The 20,340-nt window shown below is 70.4% G+C and carries 24 protein-coding genes; 12 read left to right on the forward strand and 12 right to left on the reverse strand.

The genetic code is table 11. The annotated features are described in order from the left end of the window. Positions 1-189: 189 nt before the first annotated feature. The 4 genes from MFF40_RS08340 to MFF40_RS08355 all read left to right on the forward strand — a co-directional run bounded on the left by MFF40_RS08340 (position 190) and on the right by MFF40_RS08355 (position 6,328). Positions 190-1,368, forward strand: coding sequence for a malate--CoA ligase subunit beta (locus MFF40_RS08340; protein WP_147856026.1), 1,179 nt, complete (start codon positions 190-192; stop codon positions 1,366-1,368). A gap of 14 nt (positions 1,369-1,382) precedes the next feature. After that, positions 1,383-2,273: a succinate--CoA ligase subunit alpha gene (gene sucD / locus MFF40_RS08345; RefSeq protein WP_147856025.1), complete on the forward strand. Its 891-nt coding sequence runs from the start codon at positions 1,383-1,385 to the stop codon at positions 2,271-2,273. Positions 2,274-2,486: 213 nt separating this feature from the next. Beyond that, positions 2,487-5,249, forward strand: coding sequence for a phosphoenolpyruvate carboxylase (locus tag MFF40_RS08350; RefSeq protein ID WP_147898684.1), 2,763 nt, complete (start codon positions 2,487-2,489; stop codon positions 5,247-5,249). 107 nt (positions 5,250-5,356) lie between these two features. Then, positions 5,357-6,328 (forward strand): HpcH/HpaI aldolase/citrate lyase family protein, encoded by a 972-nt coding sequence (locus tag MFF40_RS08355; RefSeq protein ID WP_147856921.1) that lies wholly within the window; start codon positions 5,357-5,359, stop codon positions 6,326-6,328. A gap of 91 nt (positions 6,329-6,419) precedes the next feature. Here MFF40_RS08355 and MFF40_RS08360 read toward each other — a convergent pair whose 3' ends face one another. The 4 genes from MFF40_RS08360 to MFF40_RS08375 form a co-directional block, all read right to left on the reverse strand. Beyond that, the gene (locus MFF40_RS08360; RefSeq protein ID WP_238260147.1) at positions 6,420-7,271 is read right to left on the reverse strand and encodes a glycosyltransferase family 2 protein; all 852 of its coding nucleotides are present in this window, start codon (positions 7,269-7,271) and stop codon (positions 6,420-6,422) included. Further along, on the reverse strand, positions 7,268-7,861 hold the full coding sequence (locus tag MFF40_RS08365; RefSeq protein ID WP_147856781.1) for an SAM-dependent methyltransferase: 594 nt from the start codon (positions 7,859-7,861) through the stop codon (positions 7,268-7,270). The genes MFF40_RS08360 and MFF40_RS08365 overlap by 4 nt, the downstream gene beginning before the upstream one ends. Continuing rightward, positions 7,858-8,595, reverse strand: a complete 738-nt coding sequence (locus MFF40_RS08370; protein WP_147856782.1) for a PIG-L deacetylase family protein — start codon at positions 8,593-8,595, stop codon at positions 7,858-7,860. Before MFF40_RS08370 ends, MFF40_RS08365 begins: the two co-directional genes overlap by 4 nt. A gap of 160 nt (positions 8,596-8,755) precedes the next feature. Continuing rightward, on the reverse strand, positions 8,756-9,079 hold the full coding sequence (locus MFF40_RS08375) for a helix-turn-helix domain-containing protein (RefSeq protein WP_238260149.1): 324 nt from the start codon (positions 9,077-9,079) through the stop codon (positions 8,756-8,758). Between the two features lie 240 nt (positions 9,080-9,319). Here MFF40_RS08375 and MFF40_RS08380 point away from each other — a divergent pair, with 240 nt between their 5' ends. Beyond that, positions 9,320-9,838 carry an META domain-containing protein gene (locus tag MFF40_RS08380; protein ID WP_147856784.1) on the forward strand — a complete coding sequence of 173 codons (519 nt, stop codon included), beginning with the start codon at positions 9,320-9,322 and terminating at the stop codon, positions 9,836-9,838. 124 nt (positions 9,839-9,962) lie between these two features. Beyond that, complete coding sequence (locus tag MFF40_RS08385) at positions 9,963-10,127, forward strand: hypothetical protein (RefSeq protein ID WP_187277878.1); 165 nt, start codon at positions 9,963-9,965, stop codon at positions 10,125-10,127. 40 nt (positions 10,128-10,167) lie between these two features. Here MFF40_RS08385 and MFF40_RS08390 read toward each other — a convergent pair whose 3' ends face one another. Both MFF40_RS08390 and MFF40_RS08395 read right to left on the reverse strand, forming a co-directional pair. Beyond that, a complete protein-coding gene (locus MFF40_RS08390; protein WP_147856785.1) occupies positions 10,168-10,347 on the reverse strand; it encodes a hypothetical protein in 180 nt (59 codons plus the stop codon). A 178-nt stretch (positions 10,348-10,525) separates the two neighbouring features. Beyond that, entirely contained in the window at positions 10,526-10,804 is a 279-nt protein-coding gene (locus tag MFF40_RS08395) for a hypothetical protein (protein WP_238260151.1), read from the reverse strand. Between the two features lie 137 nt (positions 10,805-10,941). On the opposite strand from MFF40_RS08395, the gene MFF40_RS08400 reads away from it, so the two are divergent. After that, the gene (locus MFF40_RS08400) at positions 10,942-11,475 is read left to right on the forward strand and encodes a gamma carbonic anhydrase family protein (RefSeq protein ID WP_147856528.1); all 534 of its coding nucleotides are present in this window, start codon (positions 10,942-10,944) and stop codon (positions 11,473-11,475) included. 45 nt (positions 11,476-11,520) lie between these two features. On the opposite strand, the gene ppa is transcribed toward MFF40_RS08400, so the two are convergent. Further along, entirely contained in the window at positions 11,521-12,054 is a 534-nt protein-coding gene (gene ppa / locus MFF40_RS08405) for an inorganic diphosphatase (RefSeq protein ID WP_147856529.1), read from the reverse strand. A 111-nt stretch (positions 12,055-12,165) separates the two neighbouring features. Next, complete coding sequence (locus MFF40_RS08410) at positions 12,166-12,672, reverse strand: GNAT family N-acetyltransferase (RefSeq protein ID WP_147898680.1); 507 nt, start codon at positions 12,670-12,672, stop codon at positions 12,166-12,168. Positions 12,673-12,889: 217 nt separating this feature from the next. On the opposite strand from MFF40_RS08410, the gene MFF40_RS08415 reads away from it, so the two are divergent. From MFF40_RS08415 to MFF40_RS08425, 3 genes are all read left to right on the forward strand, one after another. Then, entirely contained in the window at positions 12,890-13,615 is a 726-nt protein-coding gene (locus MFF40_RS08415) for a tyrosine-protein phosphatase (RefSeq protein WP_238260153.1), read from the forward strand. A gap of 100 nt (positions 13,616-13,715) precedes the next feature. After that, entirely contained in the window at positions 13,716-13,904 is a 189-nt protein-coding gene (locus MFF40_RS08420; protein ID WP_187277860.1) for a type II toxin-antitoxin system HicA family toxin, read from the forward strand. A gap of 32 nt (positions 13,905-13,936) precedes the next feature. After that, positions 13,937-14,344: a type II toxin-antitoxin system HicB family antitoxin gene (locus tag MFF40_RS08425; RefSeq protein WP_210247816.1), complete on the forward strand. Its 408-nt coding sequence runs from the start codon at positions 13,937-13,939 to the stop codon at positions 14,342-14,344. A 10-nt stretch (positions 14,345-14,354) separates the two neighbouring features. Here MFF40_RS08425 and MFF40_RS08430 read toward each other — a convergent pair whose 3' ends face one another. Further along, entirely contained in the window at positions 14,355-15,212 is an 858-nt protein-coding gene (locus MFF40_RS08430) for a prephenate dehydratase (RefSeq protein ID WP_147898685.1), read from the reverse strand. Between the two features lie 25 nt (positions 15,213-15,237). Further along, positions 15,238-15,981 carry a 3-deoxy-manno-octulosonate cytidylyltransferase gene (locus tag MFF40_RS08435; RefSeq protein WP_147856206.1) on the reverse strand — a complete coding sequence of 248 codons (744 nt, stop codon included), beginning with the start codon at positions 15,979-15,981 and terminating at the stop codon, positions 15,238-15,240. Between the two features lie 299 nt (positions 15,982-16,280). On the opposite strand from MFF40_RS08435, the gene MFF40_RS08440 reads away from it, so the two are divergent. Together MFF40_RS08440 and MFF40_RS08445 are read left to right on the forward strand one after the other, a co-directional pair. Further along, the gene (locus MFF40_RS08440; RefSeq protein ID WP_147898678.1) at positions 16,281-17,255 is read left to right on the forward strand and encodes a c-type cytochrome; all 975 of its coding nucleotides are present in this window, start codon (positions 16,281-16,283) and stop codon (positions 17,253-17,255) included. Positions 17,256-17,347: 92 nt separating this feature from the next. Beyond that, entirely contained in the window at positions 17,348-18,529 is a 1,182-nt protein-coding gene (locus tag MFF40_RS08445) for a multidrug effflux MFS transporter (protein WP_238260155.1), read from the forward strand. Positions 18,530-18,553: 24 nt separating this feature from the next. On the opposite strand, the gene MFF40_RS08450 is transcribed toward MFF40_RS08445, so the two are convergent. Beyond that, positions 18,554-19,072, reverse strand: a complete 519-nt coding sequence (locus MFF40_RS08450) for a GNAT family N-acetyltransferase (RefSeq protein WP_147856203.1) — start codon at positions 19,070-19,072, stop codon at positions 18,554-18,556. A gap of 67 nt (positions 19,073-19,139) precedes the next feature. After that, positions 19,140-20,336, reverse strand: coding sequence for an MFS transporter (locus MFF40_RS08455; protein ID WP_147898675.1), 1,197 nt, complete (start codon positions 20,334-20,336; stop codon positions 19,140-19,142). Positions 20,337-20,340 lie beyond the last annotated feature (4 nt).

Consider the following 20,340-nt stretch of genomic DNA (forward strand, 5'->3'; position numbering starts at 1 on the left):
GGGTGCATCACGCGCCCGGCCTCGCTGTTTTTCTGCGATGCTGCGCTGCGATAGTGGATGCGATTCCTACCGCATCCGCGAAAAAGCCGACCTGAACCCGCGGATCAAAAAATTTGACGGGCGTAATCTTCTCACTCAACTAAAGTAGACAGCGTCAAACGGCGGCAACGACCGCGGAGGAGGCGCCGAATGGACGTCCACGAGTACCAAGCCAAGGAGCTGCTAGCGAGCTTCGGTGTGGCGGTCCCGAAGGGCGCCATCGCGTTCAGCCCGGATCAAGCGGTCTACGCCGCCACCGAACTCGGCGGCTCGTTCTGGGCCGTGAAGGCCCAGATCCACGCCGGCGCCCGCGGCAAGGCCGGCGGGATCAAGCTGTGCCGGACCTACAACGAGGTCCGCGACGCCGCCAAGGAGCTGCTGGGCAAGCGCCTGGTCACGCTCCAGACCGGCCCCGAGGGCAAGCCGGTCCAGCGCGTCTACGTCGAGACCGCCGACCCGTTCGAGCGCGAGCTCTACCTCGGCTACGTGCTGGACCGGAAGGCCGAGCGCGTACGCGTCATCGCCAGCCAGCGCGGCGGCATGGACATCGAGGAGATCGCCGCCAACGAGCCGGAGGCGCTGATCCAGGTCGTCGTCGAGCCGGCGGTGGGCCTGCAGCAGTTCCAGGCCCGGGAGATCGCCTTCCAGCTCGGCCTGAACATCAAGCAGGTCTCGGCCGCGGTGAAGACCATCATGAACGCCTACCGGGCGTTCCGCGACTGCGACGGCACGATGCTCGAGATCAACCCGCTGGTCGTCACCAAGGACGACCGGGTGCTGGCCCTCGATGCCAAGATGTCCTTCGACGACAACGCGATGTTCCGCCGGCCGGGCATCGCCGACATGCACGACCCGTCGCAGGGCGATCCCCGCGAGGCGCAGGCCGCCGAGCACAACCTCAGCTATATCGGGCTGGAGGGCGAGATCGGCTGCATCGTCAACGGCGCCGGGCTCGCCATGGCGACCATGGACATGATCAAGCACGCGGGCGGTGAGCCGGCGAACTTCCTGGATGTCGGCGGCGGCGCCTCCCCGGAGCGGGTCGCCACGGCGTTCCGGCTGGTGCTCTCGGACCGCAACGTGAAGGCGATCCTGGTCAACATCTTCGCCGGCATCAACCGCTGCGACTGGGTTGCCGAGGGCGTCATCCAGGCCGCCCGGGAGGTCAAGATCGACGTGCCGCTGGTGGTGCGCCTCGCCGGCACGAACGTCGAGGCGGGGAAGAAGATCCTGGCCGACAGCGGCCTCGACCTGATCACCGCCGACACCCTGTCGGACGCGGCCCGCAAGGCGGTCGACGCCTGCGACGCCGCCAAGAAGAACCGCTGAGGGGACACCACGCCATGAGCATCCTCATCGACGAGACCACCCCGATCATCGTCCAGGGCATCACGGGCGACAAGGGCACCTTCCACGCCAAGGAGATGCTCGAATACGGCACGAACGTCGTCGGCGGCGTCACGCCGGGCAAGGGCGGCCGCACGCATCTCGGCCTGCCGGTGTTCAACACCGTCAAGGAGGCGGTCGCCGCCACCGGCGCCACCACCTCGATCACCTTCGTGGCGCCGCCGTTTGCGGCCGACGCCATCATGGAGGCGGCCGATGCCGGCCTGCGGCTGGTCTGCTCGATCACCGACGGCATCCCGGCCCAGGACATGATGCGGGTGAAGCGCTACCTGATGCGCTACCCGCGGGATCGCCGCACCATGGTGGTCGGCCCGAACTGCGCCGGCATCATCTCGCCCGGCAAGGCGATGCTCGGGATCATGCCCGGCCACATCTACCTCAAGGGCAATGTCGGGGTGATCTCCCGCTCGGGGACGCTGGGCTACGAGGCCGCCTCGCAGCTCAAGGAGCTGGGTCTGGGGATCTCGACCTCGGTGGGCATCGGCGGCGACCCGATCAACGGTTCGTCGTTCCTCGACCACCTCGCCCTGTTCGAGACCGACCCGGACACGGACGCGGTGCTGATGATCGGCGAGATCGGCGGCCCGCAGGAGGCCGAGGCCTCGGCCTGGATCCGGGACAACATGTCGAAGCCGGTGATCGGCTTCGTGGCCGGGCTCACGGCGCCGAAGGGCCGCCGCATGGGCCATGCCGGGGCGATCATCTCGGCGGCCGGCGATAGCGCCGCCGAGAAGGCCGAGATCATGCGCTCCTACGGCCTGACCGTGGCGCCGGATCCCGGCTCCTTCGGCCAGACTGTGGCCGACGTGCTCGCTCGGGCGGCGTAGCCTTCTTACCCCTCCCCCCTCTGCGGGGGAGGGTGCCCCGCGGTTGCGGGGCGGGAGAGGGGCAGCGCGACGCTTCAGGATGCGAAGCCCGTCGCGACCTCTCCGGCACCGTCGCTCCCCTCTCCCGACCCCCTTCGGGGGCCACCCTCCCCCGCAGAGGGGGGAGGGGATATCGCGGCGGCTTCTCAAAAACGTGCGCCACGAGGTGGCTCCATGACCCGTACCCTCCACGCATCGCCCGGCCTCGCCGAGGCCAGCGCCTTCGCGCCTCCGGTGATCACCGGCACCGCGGCCGAGCAGGCCCTCGACATCCTGTTCCAGGCCCTGCTCGACGTCGCCCGCCGGCACGACCCCGATCTCGAGGCGGTGCTGCACGGCACGGCCGACATCTCGCGGTTCTCGCCGGAGATGCTGGCGCGCGCGCTCCAGGTGCAGGGCATCTGGTTCCACCTGATCTCGATCGCCGAGCAGAACACCGCGATGCGGCGCCGTCGCCACGTCGAGCGGACGGAGGGGCGGGCCTCGCTCAGCGGCTCCTTCGCCAAGGTGTTTTCGGACGCCCGCGCCCAGGGCATCCCACCCGAAAAGATCCAGGCGCTGCTCAGCGACCTGCGCATCCGGCCGACGCTCACCGCGCATCCGACCGAGGGCAAGCGGGTGACCGTGCTGGAGAAGTTCCGGCGGATCTACCTGGTGCTGCGCGAGCTGGAGATGCCGCGCTGGACGGATCGTGAGCGCAACGGGCTCATGAACGAGCTGCGCGATCAGATCGAGCTGGTCTGGATGACCGGCGAGCTGCACCTGGAGAAGGCCACCGTCGAGCGGGAGGTCGCCTGGGGGCTGCACTTCTTCGACGAGACCCTGTTCGAGATGCTGCCCGAGACCATGGACACCCTGGAGGAGTCCCTGGCCGAGGCCTATCCCGGCACGCAGTTCCGGGTGCCGCCGTTCTTCCAGTTCGGATCGTGGATCGGCGGCGACCGGGACGGCAATCCCTACGTCACCGCGGCGGTCACCCGGCAGGCCCTGCACCGCAACGCGCTGGCCTCGCTCAACCGCTACCGCGACGGCGTGCACGAGCTCGGCCGGACGCTCTCGCTCACCGAGCGCGCGCTGCCGCTGCCGGAAACGTTCCGCCGGGAGCTCGACCGACAGCTCGCCGAGAGCGGGCAGGCCCGGGCCATCGCCCGGCGCAACCCCGGCGAGCCGTATCGCCAGTATCTCACCTGCGTCCTGCGCAAGCTCGACGCGACCATCGCCCGCAACGAGGGCCAGCACCCGTCCGGCCCCGATTACGCCAGCGCCGACGGCCTGATCGAGGACCTGCGCACCCTGGAGCGCGGGCTGGACGACGCGAAGTGCGGGGCGCTCGGCCGCGACCTGGTCCGGCCGGTCCGCCGCATGGTCGAGATCTTCCGCTTCTCCACGGTCCGCCTCGACCTGCGCGAGAACACCACCCGGACCACCGACACGCTCCAGGCGCTCTGGCGCCAGCGCAACGGCGACGGCGAGCCGCCGGCGCTCGGCACCGCGGCGTGGCGGCAATGGCTCGACGCCGAACTGGTGCGGCCCCGGGATCCCGAGCGCTCCTTCGAGAACCTGCCCGACGCAGCCCGTGAGACGCTGGCGACCTTCGCGCTGGTCGCCGAGATGCGCGAGACCCTCGACCGGGAGGCGTTCGGCGCCTTCGTCCTGTCGATGACCCGCTCCGTCGAGGACGTGCTCGGCGCCTACCTGCTGGCCAAGGAGGCCGGCGTGTTCCTCGATGCCGCCGGCCCGGAGATCCGCCCGGAGATCTGTCCGCTCGCGATCGTGCCGCTGTTCGAGACCATCGACGACCTGCGCGCCGCCCCGGCGATCATGCGCGAACTCCTGACCGTTCCGGTGGTGCGCCGCTCGACCCGCTGGCAGGGCGGCGTCCAGGAGGTGATGATCGGCTATTCCGACTCCAACAAGGATGGCGGCTTCGTCGCCGCCAACTGGGAGCTGTACAAGGCGCAGAGCAAGCTCACCCGCCTCGGCCAGGAACTCGGCGTCGGCATCGCGTTCTTCCACGGCCGCGGCGGCTCGGTGAGCCGGGGCGGCGTGCCGACCCACCGGGGCATCATGGCCCAGCCGCCGGGCTCGATCCGCGGCCGGTTCCGCACCACCGAGCAGGGCGAGGTCGTCTCGTTCAAGTACGCCAACCGCGGCACCGCCGCCTACCAGATGGAGCTGCTCGCCGCCTCGGTGTTCGAGCACGCCCTGGCGGGTGACGGCGAGCGGGCGAGTGTCGGCCACGACGACGCCCTGGAGGCGTTGGCCGGCGCCTCGCGGGCGGCCTACGTCCGGCTGCTTCAGACCGACGGGCTGGTCGACTACTTCCAGTCGGCGAGCCCGCTGGACGAGATCGCGCTCCTGAATATCGGCTCGCGTCCGGCACGCCGGTTCGGCGCCCGCTCGCTCTCGGATCTCCGGGCGATCCCGTGGGTGTTCGCCTGGTCGCAGAACCGGCACGTGATCACGGGCTGGTACGGCGTCGGCTCGGGGCTCGCGAGCTTCCTCGAGGTGCGCGGCCCGGACGGCGAGGCGACCTTGCGCCGCCTGTTCCAGGAATCCCGCGTGTTCCGCCTCGTCCTCGACGAGGTCGAGAAGACCTTGATGATGGTCGATCTCGACATCGCCCGGGCCTATGCGGGCCTCGTCCAGGACGCAGGCGTCCGGGACCGGATCTTCTCGATGATCGAGGCCGAGTACGCGCTCACCCGTGAGATGGTGCTGCGGGTGAGCGGCGGAACCGAGCTGGCCGAGCGCTTCCCGCTGTTCCGCGACCGGCTGAAGGGCCGGCTGCCGACGATCAACCAGGTCGGCCGCGAGCAGGTCGAGCTGCTGGCCCGCTACCGGGCCGAGACCGACGAGGACCGGCGCGAGGCGGTGAAATCCGCCCTGCTCCTGTCGATCAACTGCATCGCGGTCGGCTTCGGCTCGACCGGGTGAGGTGGGGTGCCCTGTCTGAGCCCGACACCTGACCCATCTTGTTCCCGGAGGGCGATCCCTACGCACCCCGGCGGCACCAGAACCGTCACCAGGAGAGAGAAACACCCATGAGCTTCACGCTGATCCAGCAGGCCAAGCCGCGCCTGCATCGCTCCGAACTCGCCGTCCCGGGCTCGAACCCGACCTTCATGGAGAAGTCGGCCCAGTCGACCGCCGACGTGATCTTCCTCGACCTCGAGGATGCGGTCGCCCCCGACGACAAGGAGAAGGCCCGCACCAACATCATCCAGGCTCTGAACGACCTGGATTGGGGCACCAAGACCATGATGATCCGCATCAACGGTCTCGACACCCACTACATGTACCGCGACGTGGTCGACATCGTCGAAGCCTGCCCGCGCCTCGACATGGTGCTGATCCCCAAGGTCGGCGTGCCGGCCGACGTCTACGCCATCGACGTGCTGGTCACCCAGATCGAGCAGGCCAAGAAGCGCGAGAAGCAGATCGGCTTCGAGGTGCTGATCGAGACCGCGCTCGGCATGGCCAACGTCGAGGCGATCGCCCAGTCGTCGAAGCGCCTCGAGGCGATGTCCTTCGGCGTGGCCGACTACGCTGCCTCGACCCGCGCCCGCTCCACGGTGATCGGCGGCGTCAACGCCGACTTCTCGGTGCTCACCGACAAGGACGAGGCCGGCAACCGCCAGACCCATTGGCAGGACCCGTGGCTGTTCGCCCAGAACCGCATGCTGGTGGCCTGCCGCGCCTACGGCCTGCGCCCGATCGACGGCCCGTTCGGCGATTTCTCCGATCCGGACGGCTACAAGTCGGCGGCCAAGCGCTGCGCCGCGCTGGGCTTCGAGGGCAAGTGGGCGATCCATCCCTCGCAGATCGACCTCGCCAACGAGGTGTTCACGCCGTCCGAGGCCGAGGTCACCAAGGCCCGCCGCATCCTGGAAGCCATGCAGGAGGCCGCCAAGGCCGGCCGCGGCGCCGTCTCCCTCGACGGCCGCCTGATCGACATCGCGTCGATCCGCATGGCCGAGGCGCTGATCGAGAAGGCGAACGCCATGAAGGCGTGAGGCCGCCTTTGCCCTTCCCCACGGGGAGGGGCGATTTGCCCTGCGTCGCGGCCGGCATGATCGGTCGCGACGCAAGACGTTCAAGACATCCTCAGAACGGCCGCGTGTCCGGCAGCCGTGCCGCCGCCATCTCCGACGGGGTCGGGTCGCGGTAGACCACGATCCCGTTCGACCGGTCGGCCGCGATCAGGCCGAGGCGACCGAACCCGTCGAGCCAGCCGTCCATCGGCCAGACGCCGTGGCGGGCGTGGAAGCGGCCGGCGTTGGCGACGATGTCGCGGAAGTGCTGCAGCGGCGGATCGTAGCTCGCATGGTGCTGGTGGTATGCCCGCGGGCCGCCGAGGAACAGGATCGGTACCCCGGCCGCATCGGCCCGGAACGCGAGGTCGGTATCCTCGGCTCCGTAGCCGGAGAACGACTCGTCGAAGCCGCCGATCCGGTCGTAGGTCGCGGCCCGCACCGCGAAGGCCAGGGACCAGAACAGGCCGGGCTGCGGTGCCGGCGCCACCAGGCCGGGACCCGGGAAAGTGCGCACCGGGTGCGGATGGCCGAGCCGATGGAGGTCGCCCTCCCGCCATCCATCGGTGACCGCGCCGGCGGGCAGGTAGCCGATCTCGCAGCAGATCAAGGCGTCATGCTGGGCCACCGCGTCCGACAGGCCGGCGACCAGGCCGTGCGACGGGATGCAATCGACGTCGAGGAAGACCAGCGTGTCGGTGTGGGCCGCCCGGCGCCCGGCGTTGCGCGCGGCGGCGAGCGGCAAGCCGTCCCGTCGGAACGGGACGCGCGCGACGGGAAACGGCAGGTCCGGCAGGGGTGCGTCGTCGCCGCCGATCTCGACCACGATGCAGGCGTCGGGCGGGGCGCCGCGCGCGAGGCCTTCGAGCAGACGGGCGAGGTGCGCCCCCCGGCCTTTGTTCAGGGTGATGACCGTGGTGCTCACGCCGCGTCTCCGGCGCGCAGCACGTCGAGCCGGTACTTGTCGGTCCGGGCCTGATGCAGCAGGCCCGCGAACGGGGCTGCCTGCGCGATGAAGCTCTCGGCAGCCTCGTCGCCCGATTGCGGATAGTCGGTCTCGCCGATCCAGTGGACCAGCACCAGGTCGCCGCCGGGCTCGATCGCGTCGCCGGCGCGCCGGACCAGTTCAGCCAGATCGGACGGGGCGAGGAAGTACAGGAACTCGGCCAGCACGATCAGGTCGAACCGGCCCTCCGGCCAGTCCGCCGGGAGCGCGCCCTGGCGGATCTCCACGCTCGGCCGGTCGGCACAGCGCGCGCGGGCCGCCTCGACCGCGGCAAGGACCGGATCGGCCGCGAGCAGCCGGTCGCAGCGCTCGGACAGGGCGCGGGTGAACACCCCGATCGCGCAGGCCGGCTCGAAGGCGGCGCGGTAGCGCGGCCTCGGCAGTGCTGCCAGCGTCGCGGCGTACTTGTCCCGCTCGTAGGCCGAACTCGTGAACTTCCACGGATCCGGATCGCTGGCATAGATGCCGGCAAAGTAATCTTCCGGGAGGGTCTCGGTTCGCCGGCTCATGCGGGGATCCTGACGAAGCGTTCGTAGGGGCCGCAGAGCCGCGCGATCATGGCGGGCTCGAGACGGAAACCCTGGGGGTCGTCCGAGATCAGGTCGGTGGTCTGCGACGCGTGCGCGGCCACCGCCCGGGTCTTGGTCTCGCGATGTGCCGAGACGTCCAGGCGCAGGCCCTCCGGTGCCGGGCCGACCTCGGTGTCCGGCGGCAGGGTCCAGCCCCAGACGGGGTATTCGTAGACCACGACGCCCGGCATCTGCCGCCGGGCCAGCCCGACGATGGCGGCGGCTGCCTTGTGGTCGCAATGGGGATCGTGTCGCCAGGTCACGAAGACCGCGCCGGCACCGCACCGGGCCGCGGCCTGCACCACCGCGTGCGCGGCCGCTTCGGCCTCGGGGCCGTCGCTCGGCACATGCGCATCGGGCAGGCGCAGGAAGGTCACGTCCTCTGCCGCGAGGCCGAGGATCGACACCGCCCGGAGCGTCTCCGCCTCGCGCAGGGTGCGCAGCGCCGCGGGCGGGTACAGGCGGGAATGGGTGTGCGAGCCGCACCCGTCGCTCACGACCACGAGATGCACCGGCCGCCCCGCCACGCGGGCCGCCGCGATCAGGCCGCCGCAGCCCAGGCTCTCGTCGTCGGGATGGGGCGCGACCACGACGAGGCCGCCCCGCTCCACCAGTTTGGCGAGATCCGCCACCGGAAGCGCGTCGGATGCGGCCAGGAAGGCGTCGGCCCGCATCAGCGTGTCCCCGTCGCGGAGGCGCCCGGGGCGCCGTTGCGGATCGTGGGGCTGGCGTGAACGGTCACGGATCGCTCCTGGGACGGCGAGCAGGTCTTGCCCTCCGGCTATCGGCCCCGGCGGCTGAACGCGCCATGAGCGGCGCCGTCCGAAGCAGGCGTTACCGGTCGTTCTCCGTGGTGAGCGCGCCGAGCCGGACGCCCTCGTCGGCCTTGGCCTGGGCCGCCAGGTGGACACCGGGATTCGACACGTCGTCGAACACCGCGCCCGCCGTGCAGAGCGCGCTGCGCAGGGCTTCGATCTGCCCGCTCGGCGGGTCGCCGTAGCCACTCTCGAAATCGCGCACGAACCGCTCGTCGAGGCCGACCTTTGCGGCCAGTTCCGCCTCGGACCACCCGAGCAGTCCCCGGGCCGCCCGCGACTGCGCCGGGCTCATCGCCGCTGTGCTCGCCCCGGCTTGCCCGCCCTCGTCCGATCCTGCCACGTCGTCCTCCACCCGTCGTTGGTCCCGTTGGGATGATCGACAACGATATCCGTCGCCGATCGTTTCCGGGCGCCGCGCGATGCGCCGTGACCATAATTGTGCTGAAATTCCGTCGCATGCGCGGGGCTGTATGGATTCGGGGCGACCGCGCCGTGCGACTCAGGGGGGAGTCGGACGGGCGTCGCGTCCCCCGGATGGACGATGGACTTGGCGCCGTGCGCGCACGATGAGGGCAGAACGATGAGAGCGGTGCTGATCGCCACCCTGGCCTGTGCCGTGATGGCCGTGGACCTGACTGCAGCGACGCAGGCCCAAGCCCAGATGGGCGGCGGCGCCCCCACGGGCTTCGGCCGCGGCAACCGCCGCCCCGGCGGCGAGGAGGAGAAGAAGCCGCAATACGTGCCGGGCACCAAGGCGAGCGAGAAGATCTTCCCGCTCGATTCGACCTGGACGGCGGTGAGCCTCAACGGCAAGCCGTTCACCGGGGGCGACCGCCCGAGCTTCATCATCGACAAGCAGTACCGCGCTCGCGGCTACGGCGGTTGCAACACCTTCGCGGCGACCGCCTTCCCGCTGAAGGATCAGCACCTCGCGGTGGGCCCGCTCGCCCTCACCAAGAAGAGCTGCGACAAGGGTCTCGCGGCCACCGAGCAGGCGTTCTTCGTCGCCCTGCGCACCGCGGCTGTGTGGGACTTGGTCGGCTCCCAGCTCGTGCTGAAGAGCCCGAACGGCGAATTGAAGTTCGACCGGGCGCTCTGACCGTCGGTTCGGCGGGATCGGTACGCTTAAGCCCGGATTCACCACACTCTACGAACGCCGCCGGTGATTCAGACGTCCTTGAGGGCGATCGGGCCCTCTTCCTCGTGCATCGAGGAGGCGGCGCATGGCAGTCCAGATCGGGTTCGGGCGTGGGGCGATCCTGCGCCCCGGCGTGTCGCAGAGCCTTCGTTTCACCGCACCGCCCGCACTCCATTCCGGCGCGCTCTGGCTTGCGGCGACCGCTCCGGTGCTGGCGACGTTGCTGCTGATCGGGCGCCTCGCCGCCTAATGGTCAGGGACCGTGGCGGGCGTGACGCGCGCGGCGTCGTTCAATCCGCGTCGTGCGTGTCCGGATCCGCGTCGCTGGCATACGCTACCGCTTGATCGGCCGGATCCTGCCCGTGCAGAAGCACCGGCGGAAACAGGACCGCCAACCCGGCCGCGACCCCGTACAGAATGGGATCCGCGTTCAGGCCAACATGCGGCGGGTTGAGATCGTCTTCAATCATGATGTTTGCTTCCGGTCTCGCGTTGAGGCGAGGAACGGTCCGCGTTGTCGTGGCGACGGGTGAACTGATCTAGATCAATCAATGCCGGGTTCCGCGTTTCGTTGCCGCAGGGCCGCGTTTTTTTCTGGAGAATGACTGTCGATCCTGGGGCGCGCCCGGATCGGATCCTGTTGGCATCTCAGCCGCGCCGTCGGAGGATCGGGTCGGGCCCGGCGCCCGGGATCCGGCAGGCGGCCGGCACCACGCTGAGGATCACGGCGCTCGGGCAGCGCGCCCGGCAGGTCTCGGCGGCATCGATCTGATCGCCCCCGCAGGCATCCGCGAAGCAGAGCGTCGCGAGGTCCTCGCAGGTGGCCCGGAAGCCGCCCCTGCGGACGCCCTCATGCCAGTCCGCCGCCACGGCGGATTGCGCGAGCAGCAGGCCGGCGAGCCCGATCGATGCCGTGATCCGCTTCAAGCGCGCGCCTCGCCCCCGGTTTGCCGCTCGAGCCTAGCACTGGCAGGCGACCCGGACCTGTGCCATTCCGGCGACAGGCGATGCCCATCGTCGGCCGCGTCGCTCCCGAGACATCAGCCCCGCGACGGAAGCCAACCATGCCGCTCTACGCCCTCGACGACCATGCTCCGGAACTCGCCGATCCCGCCCGGGTCTGGATCGCGCCGGACGCCCAGGTGGTCGGCCGGGTCCATCTCGGCCTCGATGTCGGCATCTGGTTCGGCGCGGCCTTGCGCGGCGACAACGAGCCGATCCGGATCGGCGACCGCACCAACGTGCAGGAGGGCGTGATCATGCACGTCGATCCCGGTTTCCCGCTGACGATCGGCACGGACGTCACGGTCGGCCACGGCGCCATCGTCCATGGCTGCACGATCGGCGACGGCAGCCTCATCGGCATGGGTGCGACGGTGCTGAACGGCGCCAGGATCGGCCGGGGCTGCCTCGTCGGGGCCAACGCGCTGGTGACCGAGGGCAAGGACTTTCCGGACAACAGCCTGATCGTCGGGGCCCCGGCCAAGGCCGTGCGCACCCTCGACGCCGAGGCGGTGGAGGGGTTGCGGCAGGCGGCCCTGCGCTACGTCGAGAACGCCCGACGCTACAAGGCCGGCCTGCGCCGCATCGACGACTGAGCGCGACAGGCCGCTCCGGGGTGGGAGCGGCCTGCCTGGAAAAACTTACTTCTTGTTCTTCGCCCGCTCGATCGCTTCCTCGATCAGCCGGTGGGCCTCTTCCTTGTCGCCCCAGCGGACGAACTTCACCCACTTGCCGGGCTCCAGATCCTTGTAGTGCTCGAAGAAGTGCTGGATCTGCTGGATCGTGATGTCGGGCAGGTCGGTGTAGTTCTCGACCCGGTCATAGCGCTTGGTCAGGTGGCGCGAGGGCACCGCGATGACCTTCTCGTCCTCGCCGCCCTCGTCCTGCATCACCATCACGCCGACCGGGCGGGCGCTGATGATCGCGCCCGGCAGCACCGCGCGGGTGTTGGCCACGAGCACGTCGCAGGGATCGCCGTCGCCCGACAGGGTGTGGGGGATGAAGCCGTAGTTCCCGGGGTAGAACATCGGCGTATAGAGGAACCGGTCGACCACCAGCGCCCCGGACTCTTTGTCCATCTCGTACTTGATCGGCTCGCCGCCGAGCGGCACCTCGATGATGACGTTGACGTCGTGCGGGGGCTTCTTGCCGAGCGGGATGGCGTCGATGTTCATGGCGTATCGCTTCCGGGATGCGGCCTGCACCGCTTCCCGGACCTCTTAGATGCCTGGCCCGGCGATGCAAATCAGTATCGGCGCGGGGCCGGCGACGAGTCCCAGGAAACGTTAGCTGAACAGGTATCCGACCTTGGGCAGGGCGACGCCCGCGACCCGGTCCATCACCCGCGGCCCGGCCCGGCCCCCGAGACCCTCGTAGAAGGCACCGGCCCGGTCGTTCTCCTCCAGGCTCCAGACGCCGAGCTGGGTCAGCCCATGATCGGCGAGATCGTTGCGCACCGCCTTGAACAGGCGGCGTCCGAGGCCGATGCCCTGGTATTCCGGCATCAGGTAGAGTTCGTCGATCTCGGCCTCCGTGCCGAGCGCCCGGCTGCGGGTGCGCCCGTAGGCGGCGTAGCCGACCACCCGCTCCCCGGTCTCGACCAGGGCGATCGGGCGGCCCCGGCGTAGCGCGCTGCGCCACCAGGCCCGGTCGCGCCCGGCGATCAGCCGCTCGAGCGCCACGCCGGGAATGAGGCCGCGATAGGCCTCGCGCCACGACGCATCGAACACCGTCGACAGGCTGCCGAGGTCGGCCTCGCGAGCCCGGCGGATGCTCGTGGTGCGCGTGCTCATGGGCTTCCGGCCTTCCCCCTTGCGACCTGCGGATAACCCGCGCGGTCCGCCCAGGTTCGATCCCGATCCGGGCGGAGTGAAGGCAAGATCGACGCCGTTTTTCTGGAACTTTCCGGCGATGGGTGGCGAAAGGCCCTGATCGGTCGGTCCGACGGGCGAATTGCCGGGCTTCCGGGGGGCTGTTAGAGCCGGCTCCCGACTCCGCGGCAGCCTCATCGTGTTCAACCGCTTCCTCAAGCCCGAGACGCGCTACGCGCGTCGCATGGCCCGGATCGCCCGCTTCGAGCGGCCGATCGCCGGCCCCGGCGACCGGCTGAAAGCCTGGGCGAACATGCTGCTGATCGATCACGGCGTGTTCCGGCTGGCCTATCTCAACCGCCACCGGGTCGGCACGGGCCGGATCTGGCGCTCGGCCCAGCCCGGCCCTCACCAGCTGGCGCGCTTCCGGGCGGAGGGCGTGCGCACGATCATCTCCCTGCGCGGCGGGCGCGAGCACGGCTCCTGGCCGCTGCAGCGCGAGGCGTGCGAGCGGCACGGGCTGACCCTGGTGGAGTTCGTCCTGCGCTCCCGCGAGGCGCCCGACCGGGACACCCTGCTACGCGCGAAGGCCTTCTTCGCCGGAATCCAGTACCCGGCGGTGATGCACTGCAAGTCGGGCGCCGACCGGGCCGGGCTCGCCTCGGCGCTCTACCTGATCCTGCACGAGGGCCGCCCGGTGGCCGAGGCCGCCCGCCAACTCTCGGCCCGCTACGGCCATCTCCGCTTCGCCAAGACCGGCATCCTCGACGCGTTCTTCGCCCGTTACCTGGTGGAGGGTGAGGCGAGGGGCATCGATTTCCTGACCTGGGTCGAGACGATCTACGATCCGGAGGCGCTCAAGCGGGACTTTCGGCCGGGGTTCTGGTCGGACCTCGCCGCGGATACGGTGCTGCGGCGGGAGTGATCACGCTGCATCGTCCTGATCGGGCGGACTTGCCAGAATTACACACGCGTTCCACATTGCAAGCACGGTTTGCTCATCGGCGATCCGTATTCCCATCGGGATGTTGGGCGTGGATTCGCGGGACCTGATCCGCATGCTCCAGGCGGATGGTTGGATCTGGCATTCGACCACCGGGAGCCATCGGCATTTCAAGCACCCGCTGAAACCTGGCAAGATCACGATCCCTCATCCAACAAAGGATATGCATCCCAAGACGGTCAAATCGATCCTCCGGGCGGCGGGCCTGTGATCGGACGACCCGTTTGGCGAGGATTGATGGTCATGAACTCCTATATCGCTCTGATCCATCCACCGATCGGTACCTCCGCGTGGGGTGTCACATTCCCGGACGTGCCAGGCTGCATTTCTGCAGGGCCGAGTTTCGAAGCCGCCGTCGACGCTGCCCGCGAAGCGCTGTCCGGGCATCTCGCCGTGCTGGGCTCGGATGGAGTGGCTCCCCCATCCTCCCGGACGCTGTCAGAGCTTCATGCAGATCCGACCGTTGCGGAAGATCTAGACGGCGCGATGGTCCAGCTCATCGCGCCGCGGCGCGTCCCGGGCGAACGGGTGCGCGTCAACATCATGATCGACAAAGGCCTTCTGCGCTTGACCGACGAAGCGGCCGAGGAGAAAGGCCTCAGCCGATCGGCCTTCATAGAGGCGGCCCTCATTAGCGCGGCCGAGAGCTGAAGCCTGAGCGCTACTCCGCCGCCGGCCGCGCGGCCTCGCGGAACGGGTGGGCCGGGTAGGTGCCGACCACCCGCAATTCGCGGGAGAAATAGCCGAGCTCGTCGAGCGCCCGGGCGAGGCCCGGATCCTCGGGGTGGCCGTCCACCTCCGCGTAGAACTGCGTGGCGGTGAACTCGCCGTCCATCATGTAGCTCTCGAGCTTCGACATGTTGACGCCGTTTGTCGCAAACCCGCCCAGTGCCTTGTAGAGCGCGGCCGGGATGTTGCGGACGCGGAACACGAAGCTCGTCACGCACGGGCCGGCCCCGGCTGCGGCCGGCTCGGGATCGGGGGAGAACACCACGAACCGGGTGGTGTTGTGCGCCTCGTCCTCGACGTCGCGCTCCAGGATGTCGAGGCCGTAGACCTCGGCGGCGAGCGCGGGTGCCAGGGCGGCCCGGCTCGGGTCCCCGATCTCCGCGACCTCGCGGGCCGCGCCCGCGGTGTCGCCGGCGACCACGGCCTTCACGCCGAGGCGCCGGACGATCCTCCGGCATTGGCCGAGCGCGTGGACATGGCTGTGCACGGTCCGCACCGCCTCCAGCTTCGTGCCCGGCAGGACCATCAGCTGGAAGTGGATCGGCAGGAAGTGCTCGGCCACGATGTGCAGCGGCGAGGTCGGGATCAGGTGGTGGATGTCGGCCACCCGGCCGGCGATCGAGTTCTCGATCGGGATCATGGCCCGCTGGGCCCGCCCCTCCGTGACCGCCGCGAAGGCGTCCTCGAAGGTCGGGCAGGGCAACGGCGTCCAGTCCGGGAAGGCTTGCGCACAGATGATGTGCGAGTTGGCTCCGGGCTCGCCCTGGTAGGCGATGGTGCGGTCGGCGATGGGTGTCGGGGAATCGGTCATGCGTTCAGTTCAGGCGGCGGGCCTGGAGCAGGGCGCGGGCGCGCTCCAGGTCGGCGGGGGTGTCGACGCCGAGCGGCAGGTCGTCGACGATGACGGCATCGATGCGCATGCCGGCTTCCAGCGCCCGCAGCTGCTCCAGCTTCTCCCGCGTCTCCAGTTCGCCCGGGGGCAGGGCGACGAAGCGGGTCAGGGCGGAGCGGCGATAGGCGTAGAGGCCGATATGGTGCCAGAGCGGGCCGTCGCCCCAGGGGGCGCGGGCGCGGGTGAAGTAGAGCGCCCGCAGCCGCCCTGGGCCGACCTGATGGCCCACGAGCTTGACCACGTTGGGGTTCTCCGCCTCGTGCGGGTCGGTGATCGGTGCGCAGAGCGTGACGATGTCCACCGTGCGGTCGGAGAGCGGGCCGATCGAGGCCCCGATGATCGCCGGGTCGATGGTCGGCAGGTCGCCCTGCACGTTCACCACCACGTCATGGTGCCCCGCCGGATCGACGCTCTCCAATGCCTCGGCGAGGCGGTCCGAGCCGGACGGGTGGTCGGCCCGGGTCATCACCGCGATGCCGCCGGCCGCCTCGACGGCGTGGGCGATCTCGGCCGTGTCGGTCGCCACCACCACGGGGCCGATCCCGGCCTCCATGGCCCGCCGCCAGACATGGACGATCATCGCCTCGCCCGCGATCTCGGCCAGCGGCTTGTTCGGCAGGCGCGTCGCGGCGAGGCGGGCCGGGATCAGCACGAGGGGATCGGACATGAAGGGCTCGGACCTGAGGCTGAGGCGTCCGCCAGCGAAGCGCGGGTGCTTAGCAGGCCTGCTCCGGGTTGTCGTCCCTCGCGGGACCGGGGGCATCGGGCCACGCGATCCGGCAAAATGATGCCGCCGGGTAACAAGCTCGGCGATTTGGCACGGCGGTTTCGCCCCGCGACGGAACGTATCCCCCCACCGGCATTGTCAAGATCGTGCCGGAACGGCTAAGCACCCTTGAAATCTTCCAAGGTCCTGTGTCCCGGCATGCCTGCCTGTCACGGGCATGGGCAGATCGAGAGAAGAGCATGAACTCGTTCGAGGTGAACAAGGTTCTCGGTGCCGTCCTCGGCGCCTTATTGTTCGCGGCCGGATCGGGTTTCGTCGCCGAGCTGATCTACCATCCGAAGCCGGCCGGCAAAGCCGGCTACGACCTGCCCGAGCCGGAGCCGCAGACCGCCGCGGCGGCGCCGGAGGCCAAGGTCGAGCCGATCGCCGTCCGGCTCGCCAGCGCCAACGCCGAGAAGGGCGAGGCCGGCACCAAGGCCTGCCATGCCTGCCACAACTTCGAGAAGGGCGGCCCGAACAAGGTCGGCCCGGACTTGTACGGCGTGGTCGAGCGCCCGAAGGGGGGGCATGCCGGCTTCGAGTACTCGGCGGCCCTGAAGGAGAAGGGCGGCACCTGGACCTACGACGACCTGGACGCGTTCCTCACCAACCCGAAGGCCTACGCCAAGGGCACCAAGATGGCCTTCGCCGGCATCGCGTCGCCGCAGGACCGGGCCAACGTCATCGCCTACCTGCGCAACAACGCCGACAGCCCCAAGCCGCTGCCCGCCGTCGAGAAGACCGAGGCGAAGCCCGAGGCCGCCCCGGCCGCCGCCAAGCCCGAGGACAAGCCCGCGCCTGCGCCCGCCTCCGAAGAGAAGCCCACCGCCGCCAAGCCCGCGGCCGGCAAGGGCTCCGAGGGCAAGGACAGCCCGGCCAAGCCCGCCGACACCAGCACGGCCAAGCCGGTCGAGGAGAAGTCCGCCGGCAGCCCCCGGGCGCCGAGCGAATCGAGCGACCGCAACGCCCCGGCTCCGCCGGCCGGTGCTCATGACGGCGACCAGCAGGGCACGCCGTCGAGCCTGATCCCGGCCGAGCCGACTGCGCCGTCCGCCCCGGCCGCCAAGGAGCCGCCGGCCCAGGCCAACCCCGAGGCGGTGGACCGGGCCAAGGACTTGGAGGTCGGCGGCCCGACCAAGGACCTGAACGCACCGCTGCCGACGCCGAAGAACTAGCGGCGACCTGGCCGGGCCTTCAGGCCCGGCCTTTGCCTTGAGGCGTCCGCGACCCGATCTCCGCTCGGGTCAGACACCGATAAGGATTCCGCTTGCCCGATCGAAGTCCGGAACCGGCAGCGCGCCGGGCGCCCCTGCCGCTGCTGGTCGCCGTGACCATGACCGGCACGGTGGCGCTGCACATCTTCGTGCCCGCGCTCGCCTCCGCCGCCGCAGACCTCGGCATCACGAATGCCGCCGCGCAACTCACCATCACGGTCTACCTGATCGGGCTCGCAGGCGGCCAATTGCTGTACGGGCCGCTCTCCGACCGATTCGGACGGCGTCCGATCCTCATCTGCGGGCTCGGCCTCTACCTCGCCGGTCTGCTGCTGGCGATTCCGGCCCAGAGCATCGGCGTGCTGCTGGTGGCGCGGGTGCTGCAATCGCTCGGGGCCTGCGGCTCCCTGGTGATCGGCCGGGCCATGGTGCGGGATGTCTCAACCCGGGAGGACGCGGCCCGGAAGCTCGCGATCCTCACCACCGCCATGACCCTAACCCCCGCCCTGGCCCCGGCGATCGGCGGGGTGGTGAACGAGGCCTTCGGCTGGCGCGCCGTGTTCGTGGTGCTCGCCGGGATCGTTGCGGTGCTCGGCACCCTGGTGGTGTTCACCCTGCCGGAGACCAATCGGCACAAGGTGGCCCTGCCGGGGCTCGTCGCGATCCTGGCGGGTTACCTGCGGCTGGTGAAGGTGCCGGTGTTCCGCGCCTATCTGGTGGCGGGGGCCTGCGGCGGCACCAGCCTCTACGCGTTCCTGGCGGTGGCGCCGTTCCTGCTGGTGGACCGGCTCGGGCGATCCTCGCAGGAGGTCGGGTTCGATTGCCTGATCGTCGTGTTCGGCATGGTCGGCGGCGCCGTGCTGGCGAGCCGGCTCGCGACGCGGGTACCGATCCGCAAGGCGGCCCGCAGCGGCAACCTGCTCTGCATCGTGGCGGCGCTGGCGCTGCTGCTGGTCGATCGGACCGGGATGCTCGGGGTCGTCACCCTGATCGTGCCGCTCTTCGCCTACGCGGTCGGGGTCGGCCTGCTCAGTCCCAACGCGGTCGCCGGGCTGATGAACGTCGATCCGCACGCGGCGGGCTCGGCATCCAGCCTCTACGGCTTCACCCAGATGACCTTCGGGGCTTTGTTCACGGCGGCGGCCTCGGCCTGGCCCGCGACTTCGGCGACCCCCGTGGCCCTGGCGCTGCTCACCGCCGGGCTGATCGCGGCCCTGGCGCTGCGGCGGGCGTGACCGCGCCGCGAACCGGCGAAGACCTCAAGGCCGGGGATCTTCCGGGCGCAACGCGTCCACGGCGCCCGATATGCCCTCGCGAAAACCGTCGGCCAGTTCCAGCCACAGGAGGCGGGCCGGGTCCACCGGGCCCGGCAGGGTCAGGCGGCCCGGCGGCACCGGGGTGAAGCCGAAGCGGCTGTAATAGGGCGCGTCGCCCACCAGGATCACCAGACCCTCGCCGGCCTGCCGCGCCGCCTCGATCGCCGCTCGGGTCAGGGTGCCGCCGATGCCGCGGCCCTCGAAACTCGGGTCTACCGCCAGGGGACCGAGCATGACGAAGCGCGAAGGCCCGGCGCGCACCGGCCCCATCCGCACCGAGCCCACCAGGAAGCTGCCGACCGAGGCGGTGACGCCGAGGTCGATCCGTTCGGCCGCCTTCTCGCGCAGGCGATAGGCGGTGCGGGCGAACCGTCCGGGACCGAAGGCCCGGGCCTGGAGGCGATCGATCGCGGGGGCGTCCTCCGGCCGCTCGGGCCGGATGACGAGGGAAAGCGTGGTCAAGGGCGGGCTCGCGGCTCGGAACCGCCGCCGCGTAGCAGCGCCGGCCCGGGCTCGCAAACCGTCACCCCTACTCCGCCGCCGCCAGGGCGGGGCGCGGCTTGCCCTGCGTCAGCTTCAGGAAGCCGATCGCCGCGAGCCAGATCACCGCGCCGCAGGTGGCCGCGATGCCGAGCACCAGCGCGAAGCCGCCCCGGTCGTGCAGCACCGCGATCGCCGGGACCACGAAGCCGCTGGCCGTGAAGCCGACGAAGTAGCGCACGCTGTAGGCCCGGGCCCGGTAGGCCGGGGGTACGTAGCGGGCGATCATCGCGTCGTTGATCACCACCTGGCCGTAGATCGCCGTCATGGCGAGCATCAGCCCGGCGAGCAGCGGCAGGCCGGTGGTCAGCGCCGCGATCCCCAGCCCCACCGGCTGCAGCACCGAGAGGGTGACGAACAGGGACGGCAGGCTGAAGCGGTCGATCAGCCGGCCCATGGCGAGCTGCATCAGCGCGCCGACCAGGAAGACCACGGTGGCGAGCGAGCCGATCAGCGTCAGCGGCAGCGCCTGGCCGACGCCCTCGTCGATCACCTTGGGCAGGCTGATCGTCGTCAGGTTGAAGGTGACCCCGCCCGCGAAGATCGCGACCCCGTACAGCGCCATCAGCGCCCAGGGTCGGCTCACCGCGATCGCGGCCGCGCCCCCCGCCTTCTTGCCGCCGGCCTCGCCGTCGCCCGGCACCATCGCCAGGAAGGCGGCGCCGCAGGCGAGGCAGACGAGGCCCGGGACCACGAAGGCGGCCCGCCAGCCGACGCTGGCGCCCAGCAGCGCGGTGACGCCCGAGGCCGAGGCCGCGCCGAGATTGCCCCAGACGCCGTTGATCCCGAGGTCGCGGCCGAGCCGGCGCGCATGGGTGACCAGCATGGTCGAGCCGACCGGGTGGTAGATCGCCGAGGCGAGGCCGAGCACGCACAGCCAGAGCGCGAAGCTCAGCGGCGACGTGGCGCTCGCCACCCCGAGGCAGGACAGGCCGTAGCCGAGGAAGAACACCGCCAGCATGGTGCGCCGGCCGAACCGGTCCGCCAGCCAGCCCATCGGCAGCGAGCACAACCCGAACGCCACGAAGGCGCCGGTGGCCAGCCCGATCAGCTCGCCGTAGCTCAGGCCGGTCTGGGCCGCGATGGCGATCACCGCGGTCGGGTAGATCAGCAGCACGTAGTGGTCGAGGGCGTGCGCGACGTTGACGAAGCGCAGCGTGCGGCGGGACAGGGTTTCGGCATCCATCGCG

It is taken from the genome of Methylobacterium mesophilicum (genome assembly GCF_022179445.1).
GTDB lineage: Bacteria > Pseudomonadota > Alphaproteobacteria > Rhizobiales > Beijerinckiaceae > Methylobacterium > Methylobacterium mesophilicum.